The organism is Streptomyces sp. NBC_01433 (genome assembly GCF_026340105.1).
Taxonomy (GTDB): Bacteria; Actinomycetota; Actinomycetes; order Streptomycetales; family Streptomycetaceae; genus Streptomyces.
In genome coordinates this window covers 41334-60538 of the sequence record NZ_JAPEPM010000003.1, presented here as the reverse complement: position 1 = coordinate 60538, position 19205 = coordinate 41334, and the positions used below count along the sequence as shown (strand labels likewise).

The window sequence follows — 19205 nt, the reverse complement described above, 5'->3', positions numbered from 1 at the left end:
CGGGTCTTCCCCGCCGGTGCGGCGGCGGCGCGTTCGGTGTCCGTCACCCGCTGAGTCCGAAGTCCCGGAGTCCGGCGGCGACGCGTTCCAGACCCTCGACCGTCCGGATGGACGGGTTCAGGGCCTGGCCGCTGAGCAGCACGTACCGCCGGTGCTTGACCGCGTCCATGTTCTTCGTGACGGGGTTGGACTCCAGGAACGCGATCTTCTTCGCGGCGCTCTCGGCGGTCTGTGCCTTGCGGGTGAGGTCACCGATGACCAGGACGTCGGGGTCGCGGTCGGCGACGGTCTCCCAGCTGATCTGCGGCCATTCCTCGTGGGTGTCGTCGAAGACGTTCTTCGCGCCGAGTTCCCTGGTGATGATGCCGGGGGCGCCGCAGCAGCCGGCCAGGTACGGGGCCTTGGAGTCGGAGAACCAGTAGAGGAGGCTGGCGTCGGCGGCGTCGCTGTCCGCGGTCGCCTTCGCCACCCGGGCCCGCAGCCTGCCGACAAGCTGCTCGCCCCGCTCCTCGACGCCGAACACCCGAGCCAGGTCACGCACTTCGGCGTAGACGCTGTCCATGGTCAGCTTCGCGGTGCGGGATCCGTCACCGCCCCTGCTGTTGTCCTTGCCGGTGCAGTCGGCGGGCGAGACATAGGTGGGGACGCCGAGTTCCTCGAACTGGTCGCGGGGGGCGACGCCGCCCTTGGCGAGCGTCGAGGCGAACGACGCGCTGACGAAGTCGGGTTCCTTGTCGAGGACCTTCTCCGACGAGGGCCGGTTCTCGGCGATCCGCTCCACTTCCGCGTTGGCCTTCTCCAGCCCCTTCATGACCGGGTCGGTCCAGGTGGAGGTGCCCGCGAGCCTGTCGGCGAGGCCGAGGGAGAGGAGGATCTCCGTCGATCCCTGGTCGAGGGAGACGGCCCGTTCCGGTGCGGCCCCGACGGTGACGGTGCGGCCACAGTTCTCGATGGTGACGGGGTAGCCGTCGGCGTTGCTCCCACCGGCCGTCGAGGATTCGGTTCCGCCACCGCAGCCGGTCAGCAGGACGAGTCCCGCCGTGAGCAGGGCAGCGGCACGTACGGGCTGGGCTATGGGCGGCACGGGGTCCCTCTGCGTCTCTGGGCTCATGCGCGGAGCCCGTGGTACGGAGCGCTGCGTCCCGGTGGGGGCCGCAGGTGCCAGCAGGTTTTCGGACTCGGGTTCCTTCGGACGGGGCGCCTTCCCGGAGCACCGTGGTGTTCCAGTGGCCGTGGCCCCGCCCGTCCCCCTCACCGCTGCGCGTCAGTTCCGGTTTCGCACCGGATTCCCTGACTCCTTGCGTGGAGTTCGACTGGCGTTGGCAAGCTATCACGCGCTGTGCCGGGTCCCGGTGGCAGTGCGTCGCGGCCGGTTCGACGAGGGCTGACTCGTAGCGGGCGCGTGCGTTGAAGGGCTGCGCGACGACGGCAAGTGCGTTGCGCCGCGTGAGTTGCGGCCGGTGCGTTGCGGCCGGTGCGTTGCGGCCGGTGCGTTGCGGCCGGTGCGGCCGGGAGGTCGTCCCGCCGCACCGGCCCGAAAGTGTCTCCGTCGGCTACCGGCGCTCGGCTACGGGCGCTGCAGAGCGACCACGGCGTTGTGGCCGCCGAAGCCGAAGGAGTGGCTGACGGCCCGCCGTACCGGCAGCCGCAGCGGGAGCTTGGTGACGCAGTCGATGTCGAACTCGGGCGCCGGGGCGTCCAGGTTGGCGATCGGCGGTACGACACCGTGCTGAAGCGTGAGGATCGTCAGCCCGGCCTCGATGGCACCGGCTGCCCCCATGCAGTGCCCGAGTACGCCCTTGGGGGCGGTGACGGGCGGCCGGTGCGGGTAGGCCCGGCTGATGAGGGCGGCTTCGGTGGCGTCGTTCAGCGCTGTGGAAGTGCCGTGCGCGTTGACGTGGTCGACGTCTTCGGCGCGCCATCCGGCGTCCCGCAGTGCGGCGTCGACGGCTGCTCGGGCGATGGTGCCGGAGGGATGCGGGCTGGTGGGATGGTGGGCGTCCGTCGTGGCGCCGGTGCCCGCGAGCAGCGCCCTGGGGGTCGTGCCCCTGGCGCGGGCGTCCTCGGCCCGTTCCAGCACCATGATGGCGGCGCCCTCGCCCATCACGAGTCCGGCCCGGTCCGCCGCGAAGGGCCGGCAGAGCCTGGACGGGTCGCCGTCCCGGAGCGCCGCTGCTCCCGAGCGGGCGAAGCCGGTCATGGCCACCGGGAACACGATCGACTCGGTGGCTCCGGCGATCGCGATGTCGCACTGCCCGGTGGCCAGCAGATCGCGGGCCACGGAGAGCGCGGTGACCCCCGACGAACAGGCCGTGCACGGCGCCAGACTGGGGCCGGTCGCCCGCATCTGGATGGCGATCTCCGCCGCGGGCATGTTCGGGATCGTGAGGAGGATGCCCGCGGGTGAGGTGGCCGCGGGGCCGCGCCGGTCCAGTGCGACGGCCTGTTCGGTCAGTCCGGCGGAGCCTCCGCTGCTGGTGCCGACGACCACGGCCACCCGGGTCCCGTCCCAGCCTGCGGGGTCCAGGCCGGCGTCGGCGACCGCTTCCCGTGCGGCCAGGACGGCGAACTTGACGTACTTGCCCATGCGGAACGCGGTACGGCCTCCGACCGCGGCGTCCAGATCGATGCCCGAGACCGTGCAGGCGAAGTCGACCGCGCAGCCTTCGAGCTCAGGGACGGTGCGGGCGGGTGAGACCCCGGCGCAGACGCCGTCCCAGGTGGTGTCGGTGTCGTTGCCGACCGGGGTGATCATCCCCAGGCCGGTGACGGCGATGGCGGGCTTGTTCATCGGGCGCAGCTCACCGGCACCGCACCGTCGACGGCCGCACGGATGAACTCCGAGATGTCGGTGAGTGTGGCGTCCTTGTAGAGCGTGTCCGCGTCGGCGTCGACGCCCAGCGTCTCCTTGATGATGACGGCGAACTCGGCGACGGCCAGGGAGTCCATCTCCAGACTTTCCATCGTCGACTCCGGGAAGATCTCGGAGTCGGGCACCTTGAATGTCCCGGCCAGGACCTCGGTGATCTTCGGGTGAATCGTCCTCGCGGCCGTCACGGTCTTCGCGGTGTTCACTGTCTACCTCTCATCGGCATGTACCTCGAACGGCGGGTAGTTGAACGCATCTACCCACCGCCGAAATAACTGGATGACGACGTTCCGGTTACGCCTTCCGGCGAACCGATTCGTCTACGCTCACCTGCGGCTTCTCCAGCCACCGGGACAACACGGAGGTCGTTCCCCAGTACGCCAGCAGAACGCCGCCGACGCCGGCCGCCCCCACGCTTTCGCGCACCGAACGGCGGCGGATACGGTCCCGGACGCGCATGCGCGCGGACCGTGTCTCCCGCCCGCCCTGGCCGCACTGCGACGCCCGGTCCTCGCCCCGGTGCCAGGCTCCGTCGGGGTCGTCGTAGGCGTCCGCGTAATCGGGCCCCGCGATCGGCCGGTCGGCGAGCAGCGCGTCGGGCAGAGCGAACGAATCGACCAGCGCGGGGGCGTGCTCCGCGACCGCGGCGATCAACCGCTCGATGGCGTCCGGCAGCTCCTTTACCTGATCGGCGGTCACCTGTCCGGCCGCGAGCAGGTCGCCGCTGTTGCGGTCCACCCACTGAAGGGCGAACAGCCGCTCCAGCTCCCCCAGTCGGTCCCTGGCCGGTCCTTCGGGCAGGCCCTCCACGGCGTGTGCGTACGCCTCGGCCGCCTGCCGGTACGCGTACGCCTCGACACCGCGCAGGGCCGGTCCGGAGGCCGCGTTCCAGCGGCCGAGGAAGTCGCCGAACGGTGCCGCGCGCATCCGCTCCCGGGCCCGGGTGAAGCAGATCTCCTCCACCGCCGCGAGAAGCCTGCCGAGGAACCGCGGGTCGGCCAGGTCGCCCGGGGCCGCGGGGGCGGCGGACCCGTCCCGCGGTGCGAAGCCGAACATCATCTCGGCGGCCGCCTTGGCATGGATGGCGAGATTGTCCCCCTCGGCGGTGATCACTCCCTCCACGCCGCTGAACACCTCGGTCATGCCGTTGTTCTCCAGCAGCCCCTGCGCTCCGCACCTCTCCCGGCACTCGACGATGACATCGCGGGCCTGCCAGGTGATCCATCCCTTGGCCACGGCGACCAGGCGCTCCGCGTCGTCCCGGTCGGCGTCGGTGCGCTCCTCCCACCGCTGGAGCGCCCTGCGGTGCAGCAGGCTCATCGCGAAGACCGTGGCCATCGCCCCGGCGAGCGGGCCGTGATGGGTCCGGTGGGCGTACACCGGTACCCGCTGGGAGGCGCGGGAACCGGTGATGAGGCGGTGGCCGCCGTAGCGGACGGCGATGGCCAGGGTCACCCGGGCGGATCCGACCGCGCAGGCACTCATGGAGATCTTGCCGGGGGCGACCCGCTCGATGGAGGCGAGGAACCGGCGCCTGCGGTTGGCCACTTCACTGGTGAACTCCCCGCGGTCGCCGACCGCGCCCTGCTCACCGGCCAGCAGGGCATCGCGCCCCACGAAGTACCGGTCGAAGGAGGTCAGGCAGTGGTCGACCGGGCTGCCCATCCGGGCGGGCAGCCGCCGCACCCGTACGCCGGGCAGGGGGCGCACGTCGTCGGTGAGCGGTGCGAGGAAGAGGAACACGCCGTGGTCGGTGCCGTCGACCCGCAGCCGGGCGGCCACCAGCCCGGCCTTGGGTCCGCCGGCCGGGCCGGTGTTGGGCATGAACTTCTGCGCCCCGCTGTGCGGGGTGTGCAGGACGAAGCCGTCGCGTTCGCGGTCGTACGTCGCCGTGGTCTCGACAGCCGGCGCGTCGTTGCCGTGCGCCACCTCCGTGCACAGGAAGGTTCCGGTGCGCCGCAGTTGGAGGAATTCCGACAGGTCGCGGCGGCAGCCGTTGTCGTGGTCGAGGAGGCTGCCGAGGAAGAGGTTGTAGTGGATGCCCGCGACCGTGGCCAGCGACGGGTCGGCCGGGCTGAGCCATTCGTGCAGGGCGGCGAGGGCACGCGGATCAGCGGCCAGCCGGGCGGCGCTGTCGATCGATTCGTTGAGGATCCGCAGGCGGTCGTAGGAAAGGGCGAGCCGCTCGTCGGGGGTTCCCGAGGCGGGACGGCGGAAAGGTTCCGTGGTGAGCAAACGCCGCCAGAACCCGTGCTCCTGACGGAAGTTCTCACCGTAGAGCACCCGGGTCAGCAGATCTGTGGTCGACGTGGGGGCCGAGCTATTCATCATTACGGTCACGGACGTAGAACGATCAAGGAACGGCGAGGACACCCCTCGCCGTTCCCGGATATAGCGCTGGTCAGACCCTTTGGAATGCGAGTGCGACATTGTGGCCGCCGAAGCCGAAGGAGTGGCTCACCGCGGTCTCGACCCGCTGGTGGCGGGGCTCCTTGGTCACGCAGTCGAGCGGGAAGGCGTCCGGCAGGGAATCCAGGTTGGCGATCGGCGGGATGAGGGACCGCTCCAGGGTCAGCACGGTGGCCACCGCCTCGATCGCGCCCGCCGCCGCCAGGGTGTGTCCGACGACGCCCTTGGGCGCGGTGACCGGGGGCCGGTGCGGGAAGAGCCGGGAGATGAGGATGGTCTCCATGGCGTCGTTGAGCGGGGTGGAGGTGCCGTGGGCGTTGATGTGGTCGACATCTCCCGGCTTCCAGCCCGCCTGCCGCAGGGCCGCCTCGACCGCCCGCTGGGCGCCCCGGCCGCCGGGCTCCGGCGCGGTGGGGTGGTGGGCGTCCGTGCTGGACCCGGCCCCGGTGAGCAGGGCGCGGGGACGTCCGCCCCTGGCCCTGGCCCCGTCCGCGCGTTCCAGGACGAGCATGGCGGCGCCCTCGCCGATCACGAAACCGTCCCGGTCCGCCGCGAACGGCCGGGAGGCGCCCGCCGGATCGTCGGTCCGCGTGGACAGGGCGCCCATCCTGGCGAAGGCGGCGACCACGAGCGGGGTCAGCACGGACTCCGAGCCACCGGCCACCACCACGTCGCACTCGCCGCTGCGCAGCAGATCGCGCGCCACGGCGATGGCGGTGGCCCCCGAGGCGCACGCCGTCACGGGCGCCAGGCTGGGGCCGTGGGCCTTGAGCGCGATGGCGACCTCTCCGGCGGCCGCGTTGGGGATCATCATCGGGACCAGCAGCGGGGACACCGCGTCGGGGCCCCCGGCCGCCAGCCTGGCGGCGTTGTCGACGAGTACGGACACGCCGCCGACCCCGACGCCCAGCACCACGCCCACCCGGCCACCGTCCCAGCGGGCCGGATCGAGCCCGGCGTCCGCGACCGCCTGCCGGGCGGCGACCACGGCAAGCTTCACGAACCGTGCCATCCGCCACACCGAGCGTCCCCCCACCGCCGCGTCCAGGTCCAGGCCGTCGACCGAACAGGCGAAGTCGACGGGCAGGCCCGCGAGTTCGTCGCAGCGCCGGGCCATGGAGTATCCGGAGCACAGCCCTTCCCAGAAGCTGTGCTCGTCCGCACCCGCGGGAGTCACCAGGCCCACTCCCGTCACCGCGACAGCGGTGCCGGTGCCGGTGTCCTTGTCAGCGGACTGCGCCATTCTGTGTTCCTTCCATAGAAATCGTCTGCGGGGCGCCCGGCCAGCGAAGTGCCGCGGAACCCCAGGTCAATCCGCCTCCGAAGGCGGTGATCAGGACCCGGTCGCCGGCCCTGAACCGGCCCCGTCCCTCGGCGTCCGCCAGGGCCAGGGGAATGGAGGCCGCGCCGGTGTTGCCCACCCGTTCCAGATGGGTGACACAGCGCTGCGGCCCGATGCCGACGCGTTCGGCGACCGCGCGCAGGATCCTCGCGTTGGCCTGGTGCGGCACGAAGTGGTCGACCTCCGCGGCGTCCCAGCCCACCCGGGTGAGCAGTTCGCGGCACGATCCGGTCATCCGCTGGACGGCGTGCTGGTACACGGACGGGCCCTGCATACGGAAGAACTCGTCGCCCGCCGCCGCCGGGCGGTCCGTCGACCGGGCCCGCGCACCGCCGCCCGGCACCGTGATCAGGTCGTACCCGGTGCCGTCGCTGCCCAGATCGAACGCGAGCAGCTCGCCGGGCGCTCCGGTGCGCCCGGCCGCCACGAGCGCCGCGCCCGCCCCGTCGCCGAAGACCACGCCCGCCGAGCGGTCCGCCGGGTCCAGCCAGGCCGAGTAGACATCGGCGCCCACGAGCAGCACCCGCTCGTACAGGCCCGAGGCCACCAGCCCGTGGCAGACGGCCAGTCCGTAGACGAAGCCGCTGCACACCGCGGCGATGTCGAGCGCCGGTACGGTACCGAGCCCCAGCCGTGCGGCCAGGGCGGGCGCGGTACCGGGACAGAGGTGGTCGGGGGTGGCGGTGGCGAGGACCAGGGCGTCCACCGGTCCGGGTGCCGGGGACCTGCCGAGCAGCCGGCCGGCCGCCTCGAAGGCGACATCGCCGGTGGCCAGTCCGGGCCCGGCCCGGTGACGGCTGCCGATGCCGGTCCGTGACCGCACCCAGGTGTCGTCCACCCCCCAGGCGGCGGGCAGTTGGTCGTTGCCCACCGGCTCCCCCGGCACCCATCCCGCCACGCTCTCCAGCACCGCCGTGCGTGCGCCGGCCCGTAAGACTCCCCGGCGTGCACCCGGCCCCGTACCGCTGTCGACTGCCTGTCCCCTCGCCACCCACTGCCCCGATTCCGTTGTCGAACGTGCCAACCCGTTGACGAACGGCGGAACGCCGGGCGGGGGTGCGTTCGACTGGGCCGAACGGGTTATAAATGTTTCCCGAAGCCACCGGTGGGCATGGGCCGGCCGGTGAGTCCCGGATCCCGACCTGCCGGTGCCGCCGCTCCCGTACCCGAGGAGCGGCGGCACAGTGGTGTCTCAGATCCGGGCGAGCGCCTCCCGCAGTTCCGCCTCGGCGGGCGGGTTGGCGCCCGCTCGTGCGACGGTCACGGCGGCGGAGGCCACCGCGTGGCGCAGCACGTCCGTGACGGTGTCCCGGTCGAGGGCGTGCAGCCGCTCCCGGGCCTCGGCCCCGAGCAGTCCGTGCCGGGCGAGGGCGTGCAGGGTGCCCGACATGAACGCGTCGCCCGCGCCCACCGTGTCGACGACCTCGCTGGGCGGCGCGGCCATCGTCACCCGGCCTTCGGGGAGTACGGCCAGGGCGCCGTCGCCGCCCCGGGTGACGAGGACGACGGCCGGACCCAGGGCCAGCCAGCGTCTCGCGATCTCCTGCGCGCACTCCCCCGGGTAGAGCCATTCCAGGTCCTCGTCGCTGGCCTTGACGACATCGCTCAGCGCGACGCAGCGTTCGACCCGGCGCACCACACCGTCGTGATCGCCCATCAGCTCCGGCCGCACGTTCGGGTCGTAGCTGACCGTCGCGGTGTTCCGCAGGGCCCCGACGGCGTCCAGCACGGCGGCCGAGCCGGGTTCCATCACGGCGGCGATCGACCCGGTGTGGACATGGTGGGGCGGCCGGTCCTCCACCGCCGGGGCGAGGGTCCAGGTGATCTCGAAGGCGTACGTGGCCCGGCCCTCCGCGTCCAGCGTCACCGAGGCGGACGGGGTGGCTGCGGCCGACCCGTCGGTCCGCACATCCACCCCGGCGGACTCCAGGTGGCGGCGGATCAGCCGGCCGTCGGTGTCCGGGCCGAGCTGGGTGCGCAGGGTGGTGCGGCGGCCGAGCCGGGCCAGGCCGTACGCGACATTCGCCGGGCTGCCGCCCGGGTGCACCTGGTCGGCCGCGCCCGGCAGCCGGACGATGTCGGCCACGCATTCGCCGATGACCAGCAGGTCGGGACTGTCGAGCATGCGAGACATGAGAGGGGCTCCTGGAGTGCCGTGACGAAGGTGTCCTGGCAGGAGGCTCGGCCTCCGGACACATTGAGTCCGATCCTGCCGCGTGTGTGGTGCGTGTCGGCGACATCGATGACCTGCCGGTCGTGGAGGAATACCCCGGCCCGGGTGCCGCGGGCGCGGATCCGCGGCGGCAGTGCCGTCCCGGCACGGTCGAGGTCGACGGCGTGGCCGTCGGCGGTGTCGGCCGAGGCCCGACAGCCGTATGCGCGGGCGGCGTTCACCGTCGACCGTGGTCAGCGGCAGAGTGGAGGTTACGGGGCGGCGGCATGCCGACGCCGAGGAAGCCCCGCACGGCGGGCGCCGGGCACGCACTCGCCCCACCCCGCACGCCTCCTCACCCGCGGCCGGGAACATTCGCGTACCGGGTCAGACGGTACGCAGGTCGTTCACTCTCCGCGCGCGGCCCGGAGCGCGTCCGTCACCAGGTCGAGGAAACGGGCATGGGCAGGAGGGCCGTAGAGCGGCTCCGGGTTCCACGGCACGATGCGCGCGCCCTGCCGCAGCGTGGACCAGTCCGCGTTCTCCCGGAGCTCGTCGAGCGGGGTGGCGTTCGACCGGATGTCGGCGAGGACGACCTGCGGCCGCAGCGACGCCACCGCGTCCCATCCGATGGTGGACCAGTTCGCACCGGGCCCTTCGGCCGGCTCCACCAGGTGTACGCCGAGCTCGGCGAGCACCCGCAGTTCGGGCCACATCCGGGGGCGGGCGACATGAGCCTCCGCCACGCCTGCCGGGGACAGGGCGACCACCCGGACCGCGTCGCCGGACCCCTCGCCCACGACCGCGCGCAGCCGTTCCCGGGCGGCTTCCAGGTCACCGGTCGCCGTCGGCCGGGCCTCGGCACCGAGGGAGCGGGCCAGCTCGGCGAACCGGTCACCGATCTCGGTGAACGTCCGGGCCCGGCCCACATCCAGGACGACGACCGGGACCCGCTCCTCCAGATGCTTGGCGGTGTCCTGGGCCAGCCCGTAGACATGGCCGCCGCCGTAGCTGACGGCCACCACGAGGTCCGGCTCGTCGCGCAGCAGCGTCTCCACGTCCAGCGCGCCGCCCGCGCCGAGGTAGTCGACCTCGTCCAGCGGGAGCGTCCCCGTCTTGGCCCGGTCGGGACCGGCACCATCGTGGTCGGAGCCGAATATCCCCCGCGCCCGTATCCCGTAGTCCCACAGCGTCGCGCCGGCCTGGACGTACGCGAGCACCCGGGAAGGGCGCCGCGCGGCCGTGGACAGCCGGCCCCGGTCGTCGGAGAACCGCCACTCGCTCTGCACTGTCACGCCACACACGCCCCTCTGCCGCCGACCGCCGGCCCACTCGTCCGCACTCGCACAGGTGTACCTGCCCAGCCCGCCGCCACCACACCCCTCGGCCCGCCCTCACGTTCGCGCCCGCCGTCGCACGTCCCCCGGGAATCCGCGACGGTCGCGCGCCACGCGATCGCGCCACTCGACCGCCCCCTCGACCGCCCCCTCGACACACCTTCACAATTCTTTACATTTCATCCGATCCGCGGCCGCGAACGCCCCGTCGGCCGATCTCCGCGCCGCCCCCTTCCACCGCCGGGACAGCTCGTCAACTCGTCGTACATTCAACGCACTTGCGCCCGATCCACCCGGCACCGCGCCACCCCGCTCCCACATCGGGCGCGCACGTGGGAATTCCGTGAAAAAGATGGTGCGCCGAGCGGCCGGACCACCCCCGCGCCGGTCACGCGAGCCGACACAGCAAGCAGGACATGTCACCGGCTGTTAGAAATAAGACACTCCGTGTCATCGCCCGCTCGGCCGCCCGGTTGGAGACAACTCCTCATGAAATCCACCACGTTGAAGGCCACCATGGCCGCCCTCCTCGGTGCGTCGCTCTCCGCGGCCTCCGCCCACGACGCGGTGTCGCAGGGCATCCCGACCCGGCACGCCTCGGCACACTGCCCGGTCGTCGACGTGCTCGCGGTCTACACCCCGAAGGCCGCCGCGCGCGTGGGCGGAGCGCCCCGGGTCCTCGCGTCGGCTCAGCAGATCGCCACCCGGATGAACCGCTCCCTGCACGAGAGCGGCGTCTGCGGAGCCATCAGGATGGTCCGCCCGTACACCGATAGCGCGTACGACGGATCGGAGCAGTTCCACGCCGCCTACCGCGGCCTCAAGGACCACAACGGCTCGCGCCTGGGCCGGGAGGTCCACGAGCGGCGCGCCAGGTACGGGGCCGATCTGGTCACCCTCGTGGTGGACCAGCCGGAGCGCGGCGGTGGCACCGCCGACTACACGCCGACGCTCGACAGCGCCTCGGACGAGTACGCCTATTCGGTCGTCGATGTCGACGGCATCGACCTGGATTCGGTGAGCCACGAGATCGGGCACAATCTGGGCCTGGCCCATGACCGGGGCACCATCGAGGGCAATGCGGACGGCTCGATGGACGTGAGCCCTGTCCGCCCCTACAACACCGGCTGGGTCACCGAGGACCGCAAGTACTACACGATCATGGCGTACCGGTCCTCGTGCGGTGACCACTGCAAACGGATCAGCCGGTTCTCCAGCGCGGACGGCAGCTGGCGGGGCCGCAGCCTGGGCGACGCGTCCAACGACAGCGCCCGCGCCCTGCGCGAGACCCTGCCCGTCGTCGCCGGATACCGCGGCCGGAGCTGATCCGCGGCGCGGACGGGTCGGCACCGAGACGGGGCGACACCGGGATGGTCCGACGCCGCCCGGCACCAGCAACCGTCCAAGGCCCGTGACCGTCGCCGACGGCACCCCGTTCAGCCATCCGCGTCCTGTTCAGCCGCCCGCGTCCGTGGCATCCGCGCTCCACGGCCCGACGCCCAGGCCGGCCAGGAACGCCGAGGCGGCCGGGGTCGGGCGGAACCGGCTCCAGACGAGCCGCTCCACCCGCCCCGGAGCGTTGCGCACCCGCACCACCCGCACCCCCGGCACCTCATCGGCGAACGCGGTGGGCAGGAGCGCCACCCCGAGCCCCTTGCGGACCAGCCGGGCGACGAAGTCGGCACCGGTGACCTCGTAGGCGACGTCACGGACGAGTCCCATCGCGGTGAACGCCTCCTCCGACTGCGCCCGCGCCGCCGTGCCGTCGGGGAAGTCGACGAACGTCTCCCGTGCCAGCCGCTCCAGATCCACCTCCTCCTCGTCCGCCAGCGGGTGATCGACGGCCGTGATCGCGGCCAGTTCGCCCCGGGCCAGCTCGTGGTCGCTGACGCCCTTGGGCCGGTAGTCCGGCAGAACCCCGAGGAAGGCCAGGTCGAGCGCGCCCGTCCGGACCCCCTCCACCAGGTCCTTGCTCGCCCCGTCGCGCAACACGATCCGTACCTTCGGATGGCGGCGGTGGAACTCCCCCAGCGCTCCCGGGACGTCGACCGCGGTGACCGTGGGAATGGCCCCGATCGCGAGACGCCCGCTGACCTCACCGGCCGCGGCGGCCACCTCGGAGCGGGCCCGCTCCGCCGCGTCCAGGGCCTGCCGGGCGGCGGGCAGGAACGCCTCCCCCGCCGCGGTGAGCCGCACATGGCGGCTGGACCGGTCGAAGAGCCGGGCGCCGAGCTCCTTCTCCAGCCGGGCGACCTGGTGGCTGAGCGCGGACTGGACGACCAGGCACTGTTTCGCGGCCCGGGTGAAGTTCCTCGTCTCCGCCACCGCGACGACGTAGCGCATCTGCTGCAGTTCCATCCAGCCATCGTGAATCACGATCGCTGGAATGAAAAACATGTGTTGGACTGATCGATGGGTGCGGCGCGACGCTGATGCGCATGGCTCACTCCTCGCACACCACCCGCGCACCGCACCAGGGCTCGGCGCCCCCCGCCGCCCCGTCGGCCTCCCTGGGACGCGGTCCGATCCTGTTGATGGCGCTGGCGGCCGGGCTGTCGGCCGCGGGCAACTACTTCGCGCAGCCCCTCCTGGACCTGATCACCCAGGACCTGCACATCGGCGTCACCCTGGCCGGACTGATCGTGGCGGCCGCCCAGGCCGGCTACGCGCTGGGCCTGATCCTGCTGGTGCCGCTCGGCGACATCACCGAGCGCAGGCGCCTGGCGGTGGGGCTGTTCGCCGCGACGGCGCTGTTCCTGCTGCTGACGGCCGCCGCCCCCTCCGGTCCGCTCCTCCTCGCGGGGACGGCCCTCGTCGCCCTCACCTCGGTCGGCGCCCAGGTCATCGTCCCCTTCGCGGCCACCCTGGCCGCCCCGGAGGCCCGGGGGCGGGTCGTCGGCGTCGTCATGTCCGGGGTGCTGCTCGGCGGCCTGGTGGGGCGCATGGCCGCGGGTGCCCTGTCCGAACTCGGCGGCTGGCGGACCGTCTACTGGGTGAACGCCCTGCTCATGGCGGTCATGGCCGTTCTGCTCCACCGCAAGCTGCCCCGGCTGCCCGTGGCGAACGGTGCGGCGCCGACCACGTACGGCGCGCTGCTCCGCTCCACGCTCGCCCTGCTGCGCGAGGAACCCCTGCTGCGCTCACGGGCCGCCATCGGCGCCTTCTCCATGGCTTCGTACAGCGTGCAGCTGACCGCGCTGACCTTTCTGCTCACCCGGCAGCCCTACGACTGGACCGCGGCCGCCATCGGGCTCTTCGGGCTGCTGGGCGTCATCGGCGTGGTGGGCATGAACTTCGCGGCCCGGCTGGGCGACCGCGGCCATGTCCAGGCGGTGTCGGGCGCCGCGGGAGTCCTCCTGACACTCGCCTGGCTGCCACTGCTCGCGGGCGAGACCTCTCTGTGGTGGCTGGGGGCCGGGGTGATCCTGCTCAACATCGCCCAGCAGGCGGGCCTGAACAGCAGCCAGAACGTGATCTACGCCCTGCGCCCGGAGGCCCGCAACCGGATCAACTCCGCCTTCATGACGCTGTTCTTCGTCGGCGGCGCGGTGGGCGCGTCCCTGGCCGCGGTGGTGTGGGCCGGTGCGGGCTGGTCGGGCGTGTGCGTCCTGGGCGCCTCGCTGGCCGCCGTGAGCACGGCGCTGTGGGTCCTGGAGCGGGTCCGGACCCGTTGAACGTTCCTGGCCGGGCCTGCTGTCCGGGGGCGGGCCAGGCGCGCGGCGCTTCAGTCCGAGGCGGACGAGCCGGAGGCTTCGCGGGCGGGCCTGGCCAGTTCCACGTTGAACTGTGCCCCGGCCAGCAGGGCGAGATTGGTGAACCAGACCCAGATCAGGAAGACGACCAGGCCCGCGAGCGAACCGTACAGCCGGCTGTAGCTGCCGATGTGGGTCGCGTACAGCGCGAATCCCGCCGAGGCGACGAGCCAGAGGAACGCGGCCAGGATGCCGCCGGGCAGCCCCTGGCTCCTCCCCCGGGCCGATCGCGGACCGGTGCGGAAGAGGACCAGGATCAGGCAGGCGACGAGGCAGAGCAGCACGGGCCATTTGAGGACCGCCCACAGGGTCTCGCTGGCGTGGGCCAGCCCCATCCGGTGTCCGAGCCAGCGGGCCAGCGGCCCGGTGAGGACGAGAGCGAAGGCGCTGGCCATCAGCAGCACCAGAAGCCCGACGGCCGATACGACGATGATGTGGGCCTTGCGCAGCGCCGGCCGGGTGTCCTGGACGTGGTGCATGGCGTGCAGCGCCCTGCGGAAGACGGCCAGGTAGCTGGACGCGGACCATACGGCGCTGACGGTCCCGGTCGCGACGAGCAGCCAGACGGCGGTGCGCTCATGGGTGGCCGCCTCCAGCGGCTGGCGGAGCGCGGCGCCGGATTCCGCGGGCGCGAAGGCGGTGATGTCGGCGATCAGCGCGTTCGTGGCCCCGGGATTCGCCAGACCGATCACGGAGACGGTGACGAGCAGGGCCGGGAGCAGGGCGAGGATGGCGTAGTACGTCAGGGCGGCTGCCCAGTCGGAGATGTCATCGTTCCACAGCGCGACGGGCGTGCGGCGCAGGGCGCTGAACCAGCGGCGCCGCACCCCGGTGTGCCCGGTGTGCCCGGTGGTGCGGGGCATGCGTTCGACGGCGGGTGTGGCGGTCCGGCTGGACAAGCTCGTACTCCGGGGACGTGGGCAGGTGCGGCGGGCCGGGATCCTTCGCCCGTTCCTCGGACGCCCCCGGCTGCACCTTTCTCTCATGCCTCGTCCGGGCCGATGCACACCGGTCCCGCTGTCCGGCCGCAGTCGCTCGGTGAGGTCCGTCTGCCGCGGCCCCCCTTTCGGCCGTCGGCATCGGCCGGTCAGTGACCCCCGCCGCCCGCCGCCGTCCGCCGACGCGGCTCTCGACTGACTCCGCCGCCCGCCGCCGCCGTCAGTCGTTGACCGCTGTCAGCAGGACCACCGCGTCCGTCAGGGCCAGCAGGCCGTGCCGCTCCCGCGGAATCGGGTGCAGCTCCCCGGTGGTCAGTTCCACGTCGCCGGAGCCCGCCGTCAGCCGGACCGAGCCCCGCAGCACCTGGAGGGAGGCGGCGGGGGGCGCGTTGTGCTCGTCCAGCGCCGTCCCGGAGGTCAAGGCGATCACCGTCTGGCGCAGCGGAGGCTGCTGGAGCAGGAGGTGGGCGCTGCGTCCGTGCGCGGCGTCGCGGGCGGCGGCCAGGTGCTCGTCGGCGAGGGCGTTGAGGTCATCCATACGCCCCACTGTGCCGCAGCCCCCGCTGCCCCGCGATCCTGCGGTACGCCGCCCGGGTCGGGCTTCGACCCGGACATCCGCCCGCAGGACCCGTGGCGGATCCGCAGGACCCGCGGCGCGGACCGGACGGTCAGAGTCCGCCGGTGTACAGCAGCCGGTCGGGCGAGCCGGGACTCAGATAGGACAGCGCGTCCGGGGTCGACTCGTCGGCCAGCCGGTTCGCGAGGGTCGTGGGACCCGCCGCCGGGTCCGCCTCCCTGTGCAGGGCGGCAACACCGGCCACGTGCGGGCTGGCCATGGAGGTGCCGTCGAGGGCGACGGAGCCGCCGCCGAGCTTGGCGGAGACGATGCCCTCGCCGGGGGCGTACAGGGAGAGGCATTCGCCCCAGTTACTGAACGAGGTCTCCCGGTCGAGGTTGTCGCTCGCCCCCACGGTGACCACGCGTTCGGCACCGGCCGGGGAGATGCCGCACGCGTCGATGTCGTCGTTGCCGGCCGCGACGACGGGCAGCACGCCCGCGTCCGCGACGGCGTTGATCCCGTCGTCGACGGCCTGCGACTTCGCGCCGCCGAGCGAGGAGTTCAGCACGGCGGGACGGCCGGAGTTCCTGGCGTCTTCGACCACCCAGTCGAATCCGGCGAGGATGCCGGCCCAGGTGCCCCTGCCCTCGCAGTCGAGCACCTTCACGTTGACGAGCGAGACGGACTTGGCCACGCCGTACGTCGCCCCGCCGACCGTGCCCGCCACATGGGTGCCGTGGCCGTTGCAGTCCTGACCGTTGCGGCCGTCCTTGATGGCGTCGAATCCGTTGACCACCCGGCCGCCGAACTCGCTGTGCCCGGCGTCGATCCCGGTGTCGACGACGTACACCGTCACGCCCTTGCCCGTGGCGGTCGTGGTGAAGGTCCTGTCCAGCGGCAACTGTCGCTGGTCGATCCGGTCCTGCCCCCAGGACGCGGCCACGGCCCGGAGCCCGGTCGTTCGCGTCTTCGATGCCGTGGGTACGACGGCGACCTCGCCGTTCTCCTCGACGGACCGGACGCCGGGGAAGGCCCGAACCTGGCTGAGCTGAGTGGGAGTGAGCGTGGCGGCGAAGCCGCGCGCGACGCGTCCGTAGGTGTACATCGCGCGGAGCCCGAACTGCCGCAGGACGGTGTCCGGCGACACTTCGGGCCGAAGGGTGACGATGTACTGGTCGGGGACGGCGCGGGCGGACTGCCGCACCACGACACCGCTCGATCCGGTGTCGGCCGTGGCCTGGGGGCTGCTGCCGATCAGGGGGACGACCAGCAGCAGAGCGGCTGGTGCCCAGCGGGCGCGCAGGCGCATACGTTCTCCTCGGGGTGGGGGGATCGTGCGGGGAAGAGGCAGATCCGCGAAGTGCGAACACCAGTTCCTTCGTCCCCACCCCGGGGATGCCTTAGCGGGATCAGCCGGACAGCGCAACGCTCTCTCTGAGCCCCCGGTCGGTACGGTCGCCGCGCTCCCGGGCCTGTTCCCCGTGGACGGCCCAGCGGCCGACCGCCACCTCTGCCGTGATGCCGGGTCCGAATCCGGCGATCAACCCCTGCGCGGATTCCGCCGGACAACCGTCCTCGAACAGCCGCGCGAGCGCGTCGAAGACGACCGAGCTGGCGATATTGCCTCGTTCGGTGAGCGTGGCCCTGCTGAAGCGGAACATCTCCGGCGGCAGGTTCAGATAGTGGCAGAGGTCATCGAGAATGCGCGGACCGCCCGCGTGCACGATGAAGAAGTCCATGGCCGGAACGGTCCAGCCATGCCGGTCGACCAGATCCTTGAGGACCGGCGCGAGCATCTCCATGGTGCCGGGCACCCGCTTGTCGAGCAGGAAGTGGAATCCCGTGTCGCGTACCGCGTAGGAGATCCAGTCCTCGGTGTCGGGCACCAGATGGGAACCGTTGCGTTCCAGGTACATGCCGGTGCCGCCCTGCCCACGGACCACGGCTGCCGAAACCGCGTCCCCGAACAGTCCGTTGGAGAGCAGTGAGCCGACCCCGATATCGGTCGGCTGGTAGCACAGCGAGCAGAACTCGCAGGACACGATGAGCACATTGGCCCGCGGGTAGGCGAGACAGAAGTCGTGCGCCCGGTTGATGGCCGCACCGCCCGCGGCGCAGCCGAGCTGGGCGATGGGGAGCTGCCGGGTCTCGGAGCGGAAGCCCATCGAGTTGATCAGCCATGCGGTCAGCGAGGGCATCATGAAGCCCGTGCAGGACACATAGACGATCAGGTCGATCTCCGCGGCCTCCAGTTCGGCGTTCGCCAGTGCCTGCCGGACGACTTCGGGGACGCGGGTCTTCGCCTCCGCCTCGTACAGCTTGTTGCGCACCTCGAATCCGGGGTGCCTCAGGGTCTCCTCGATCGGCTGGACGAGGTGCCGGGTCTGCACCCCGGTGTTCTGGATGAGCCGCAGGACGAGGCCGCGCTGGGGGTGGTCGGCGTGTGTCTCCCGGGCCAGGTCCAGGGTCTGCTGCATCGTGATGACGTGTTCGGGCACAGCGATGGCCGGTCGGCACAGAGTCGCCATGGGTTCTCCTCGTTCTCTGGAGCGGAGGCTCTCGTCACCACGTGACGGGCAGGGCGAGCGGATAACGCCAGATGGAGGTCGTGTTCCATTGGACTTCCTCGGGCGGTACGTCGAGGCTCAGGGCCGGGAAACGGGTCAGCAGCGACGAGAAGGCCACTTCCAGTTCCATCGTGGCGAGCGGCGCGCCCAGGCAGTGGTGCGCGCCCCAGCCGAACGTCATGTGCGGGATGGACGGCCGGTCCGGGTCCAGTTCGTCGGGGCGTTCGAACTTCCTGGCGTCCCGGTTGGCCGTCAGATAGGAGACGTGGACCACGTCACCGGCCCGGATGGCGACGCCGCCGAGCTCCACGTCCTCGGTGGCGATCCGAGGAATGCCGACGCCCTTGCGGAACGGGATGTACCGCAGCAGCTCCTCCAGGGTCCGGGGCAGCTGCTCGGGGGCCGCCCGCAGCGATTCCAGGAGCGCGGGCCTGGTGAGCAGCGTGTAGGCGATATTGCCGAGTTGGTACGTCGTGGTGTCCTGGCCCGTGATGAGCAGCACCATGGCCATGACAGCCAGTTCGTTGTCGTCGAGCAGTTCGGCGCCGTCCCTGGCCGTGGCGAGCGTGCTGATGAGGTCCTCGCCGGGCGAGCGGCGCCGGTCGGCCGTCAGTTCGGTGAAGTACGCGCGCAGTTCGGCCTTGGCACGTACCGCGGCTTCCTTGCCCGCGGCGCCGGTGTTCATCATGGTCAGGGCGTGGGCGCGGAGCCAGGGGCGGTCCGCTTCGGGAATGTCGAGCGCCTCGCAGATGGTGATCAGCGGCAGCGGAGCGGACACCCGGGCCACGAAGTCGGCCGGGGATCCGCCGTCCTCCATGTCCTGGAGCAGCTGGTCCACGATGCGCTGGGTCCGGTGGCGCAGGTGCTCCACGCGGCGGGGGGTGAAGCTCTTGGCCACCAGGCTCCGCAGACGGCTGCTGTCGGGCGGGTCCATCAGGTTGATGGACTCCGCCTGGACGATGGGCTCCGGGGTCATCCGCGGAAAGTCGCGGCCCGTGACGGCACTGCGGCTGAAGCGCCGGTCGGTGGTGACCGTCCGGACGTCCTCGTAGCGGGTGACGAGCCAGGCTTCGCCCTCTCCGTACGCCATACGGATGCGGGACACCGGCGCTTCGGTCAGCAACTCCCGAAGCTGGGGGTCGAACTCCAGTTGCTGGGCATAGTCGAACGGACAGCTGCGTACGGATTCCGTGTTCTCCACCGAGGTTCTCCCAATGACCGGTTCGGGGAATTCAGGGCGTGCCGGCTCCGGGCCCGGAAACAGACCTCCCCTATCTCCC

The 19205-nt window shown here is 72.1% G+C and carries 16 protein-coding genes and 1 riboswitch; of the genes, 2 read left to right on the top strand and 14 right to left on the bottom strand.

Features of this window, described 5'->3' with window-relative positions:
* Positions 1–43: 43 nt before the first annotated feature.
* From OG413_RS37090 to OG413_RS37055, 8 genes are all read right to left on the bottom strand, one after another.
* Positions 44–1111, bottom strand: a complete 1068-nt coding sequence (locus OG413_RS37090; RefSeq protein ID WP_266813417.1) for an ABC transporter substrate-binding protein — start codon at positions 1109–1111, stop codon at positions 44–46.
* Positions 1112–1145: 34 nt separating this feature from the next.
* A riboswitch (cobalamin riboswitch) is annotated at positions 1146–1333 on the bottom strand.
* A gap of 234 nt (positions 1334–1567) precedes the next feature.
* Positions 1568–2791, bottom strand: coding sequence for a beta-ketoacyl synthase (locus OG413_RS37085; protein WP_266813415.1), 1224 nt, complete (start codon positions 2789–2791; stop codon positions 1568–1570).
* Positions 2788–3075: an acyl carrier protein gene (locus OG413_RS37080; RefSeq protein WP_266813413.1), complete on the bottom strand. Its 288-nt coding sequence runs from the start codon at positions 3073–3075 to the stop codon at positions 2788–2790. Before OG413_RS37080 ends, OG413_RS37085 begins: the two co-directional genes overlap by 4 nt.
* Positions 3076–3163: 88 nt before the next feature.
* Positions 3164–5197 carry an acyl-CoA dehydrogenase gene (locus OG413_RS37075; RefSeq protein ID WP_266814248.1) on the bottom strand — a complete coding sequence of 678 codons (2034 nt, stop codon included), beginning with the start codon at positions 5195–5197 and terminating at the stop codon, positions 3164–3166.
* Positions 5198–5270: 73 nt separating this feature from the next.
* Positions 5271–6521 (bottom strand): beta-ketoacyl synthase, encoded by a 1251-nt coding sequence (locus OG413_RS37070; RefSeq protein WP_266813411.1) that lies wholly within the window; start codon positions 6519–6521, stop codon positions 5271–5273.
* Positions 6505–7530 (bottom strand): beta-ketoacyl-ACP synthase 3, encoded by a 1026-nt coding sequence (locus OG413_RS37065; RefSeq protein ID WP_073728793.1) that lies wholly within the window; start codon positions 7528–7530, stop codon positions 6505–6507. The genes OG413_RS37070 and OG413_RS37065 overlap by 17 nt, the downstream gene beginning before the upstream one ends.
* A gap of 282 nt (positions 7531–7812) precedes the next feature.
* On the bottom strand, positions 7813–8745 hold the full coding sequence (locus OG413_RS37060; protein WP_266814246.1) for a carbohydrate kinase: 933 nt from the start codon (positions 8743–8745) through the stop codon (positions 7813–7815).
* 434 nt (positions 8746–9179) lie between these two features.
* On the bottom strand, positions 9180–10067 hold the full coding sequence (locus tag OG413_RS37055; RefSeq protein WP_266813407.1) for an ABC transporter substrate-binding protein: 888 nt from the start codon (positions 10065–10067) through the stop codon (positions 9180–9182).
* A 531-nt stretch (positions 10068–10598) separates the two neighbouring features.
* Between OG413_RS37055 and OG413_RS37050 the strand changes: the two genes are divergently transcribed.
* Positions 10599–11435, top strand: a complete 837-nt coding sequence (locus OG413_RS37050) for a M12 family metallo-peptidase (protein ID WP_266813406.1) — start codon at positions 10599–10601, stop codon at positions 11433–11435.
* Positions 11436–11564: 129 nt separating this feature from the next.
* Here OG413_RS37050 and OG413_RS37045 read toward each other — a convergent pair whose 3' ends face one another.
* Positions 11565–12467 carry a LysR family transcriptional regulator gene (locus tag OG413_RS37045; protein ID WP_266813405.1) on the bottom strand — a complete coding sequence of 301 codons (903 nt, stop codon included), beginning with the start codon at positions 12465–12467 and terminating at the stop codon, positions 11565–11567.
* Between the two features lie 80 nt (positions 12468–12547).
* Here OG413_RS37045 and OG413_RS37040 point away from each other — a divergent pair, with 80 nt between their 5' ends.
* Positions 12548–13783, top strand: coding sequence for an MFS transporter (locus tag OG413_RS37040; protein ID WP_266813403.1), 1236 nt, complete (start codon positions 12548–12550; stop codon positions 13781–13783).
* Between the two features lie 50 nt (positions 13784–13833).
* Here the strand turns inward: OG413_RS37040 and OG413_RS37035 are convergent, their stop codons facing one another.
* The 5 genes from OG413_RS37035 to OG413_RS37015 all read right to left on the bottom strand — a co-directional run bounded on the left by OG413_RS37035 (position 13834) and on the right by OG413_RS37015 (position 19141).
* The gene (locus OG413_RS37035; RefSeq protein ID WP_266814244.1) at positions 13834–14724 is read right to left on the bottom strand and encodes a YihY/virulence factor BrkB family protein; all 891 of its coding nucleotides are present in this window, start codon (positions 14722–14724) and stop codon (positions 13834–13836) included.
* A gap of 295 nt (positions 14725–15019) precedes the next feature.
* Positions 15020–15337 (bottom strand): cupin, encoded by a 318-nt coding sequence (locus OG413_RS37030; RefSeq protein WP_266813402.1) that lies wholly within the window; start codon positions 15335–15337, stop codon positions 15020–15022.
* 130 nt (positions 15338–15467) lie between these two features.
* The gene (locus OG413_RS37025; RefSeq protein ID WP_266813400.1) at positions 15468–16667 is read right to left on the bottom strand and encodes a S8 family peptidase; all 1200 of its coding nucleotides are present in this window, start codon (positions 16665–16667) and stop codon (positions 15468–15470) included.
* Positions 16668–16767: 100 nt separating this feature from the next.
* Positions 16768–17949, bottom strand: a complete 1182-nt coding sequence (locus OG413_RS37020; protein WP_266814243.1) for a type III polyketide synthase — start codon at positions 17947–17949, stop codon at positions 16768–16770.
* Positions 17921–19141, bottom strand: a complete 1221-nt coding sequence (locus tag OG413_RS37015) for a cytochrome P450 (protein WP_266814242.1) — start codon at positions 19139–19141, stop codon at positions 17921–17923. The genes OG413_RS37020 and OG413_RS37015 overlap by 29 nt, the downstream gene beginning before the upstream one ends.
* Positions 19142–19205: the final 64 nt, after the last annotated feature.

Bases quoted from the DNA above. Each gene is read 5' to 3' on its own strand.
- OG413_RS37070 (WP_266813411.1), bottom strand. From the start codon at position 6,521: ATGGCGCAGTCCGCTGACAAGGACACCGGCACCGGCACCGCTGTCGCG.
- OG413_RS37040 (WP_266813403.1), top strand. From the start codon at position 12,548: ATGGCTCACTCCTCGCACACCACCCGCGCACCGCACCAGGGCTCGGCG.
- OG413_RS37075 (WP_266814248.1), bottom strand. From the start codon at position 5,197: ATGAATAGCTCGGCCCCCACGTCGACCACAGATCTGCTGACCCGGGTG.
- OG413_RS37090 (WP_266813417.1), bottom strand. From the start codon at position 1,111: ATGAGCCCAGAGACGCAGAGGGACCCCGTGCCGCCCATAGCCCAGCCC.
- OG413_RS37035 (WP_266814244.1), bottom strand. From the start codon at position 14,724: ATGCCCCGCACCACCGGGCACACCGGGCACACCGGGGTGCGGCGCCGC.
- OG413_RS37085 (WP_266813415.1), bottom strand. From the start codon at position 2,791: ATGAACAAGCCCGCCATCGCCGTCACCGGCCTGGGGATGATCACCCCG.
- OG413_RS37025 (WP_266813400.1), bottom strand. From the start codon at position 16,667: ATGCGCCTGCGCGCCCGCTGGGCACCAGCCGCTCTGCTGCTGGTCGTC.
- OG413_RS37030 (WP_266813402.1), bottom strand. From the start codon at position 15,337: ATGGATGACCTCAACGCCCTCGCCGACGAGCACCTGGCCGCCGCCCGC.
- OG413_RS37060 (WP_266814246.1), bottom strand. From the start codon at position 8,745: ATGCTCGACAGTCCCGACCTGCTGGTCATCGGCGAATGCGTGGCCGAC.
- OG413_RS37050 (WP_266813406.1), top strand. From the start codon at position 10,599: ATGAAATCCACCACGTTGAAGGCCACCATGGCCGCCCTCCTCGGTGCG.
- OG413_RS37045 (WP_266813405.1), bottom strand. From the start codon at position 12,467: ATGGAACTGCAGCAGATGCGCTACGTCGTCGCGGTGGCGGAGACGAGG.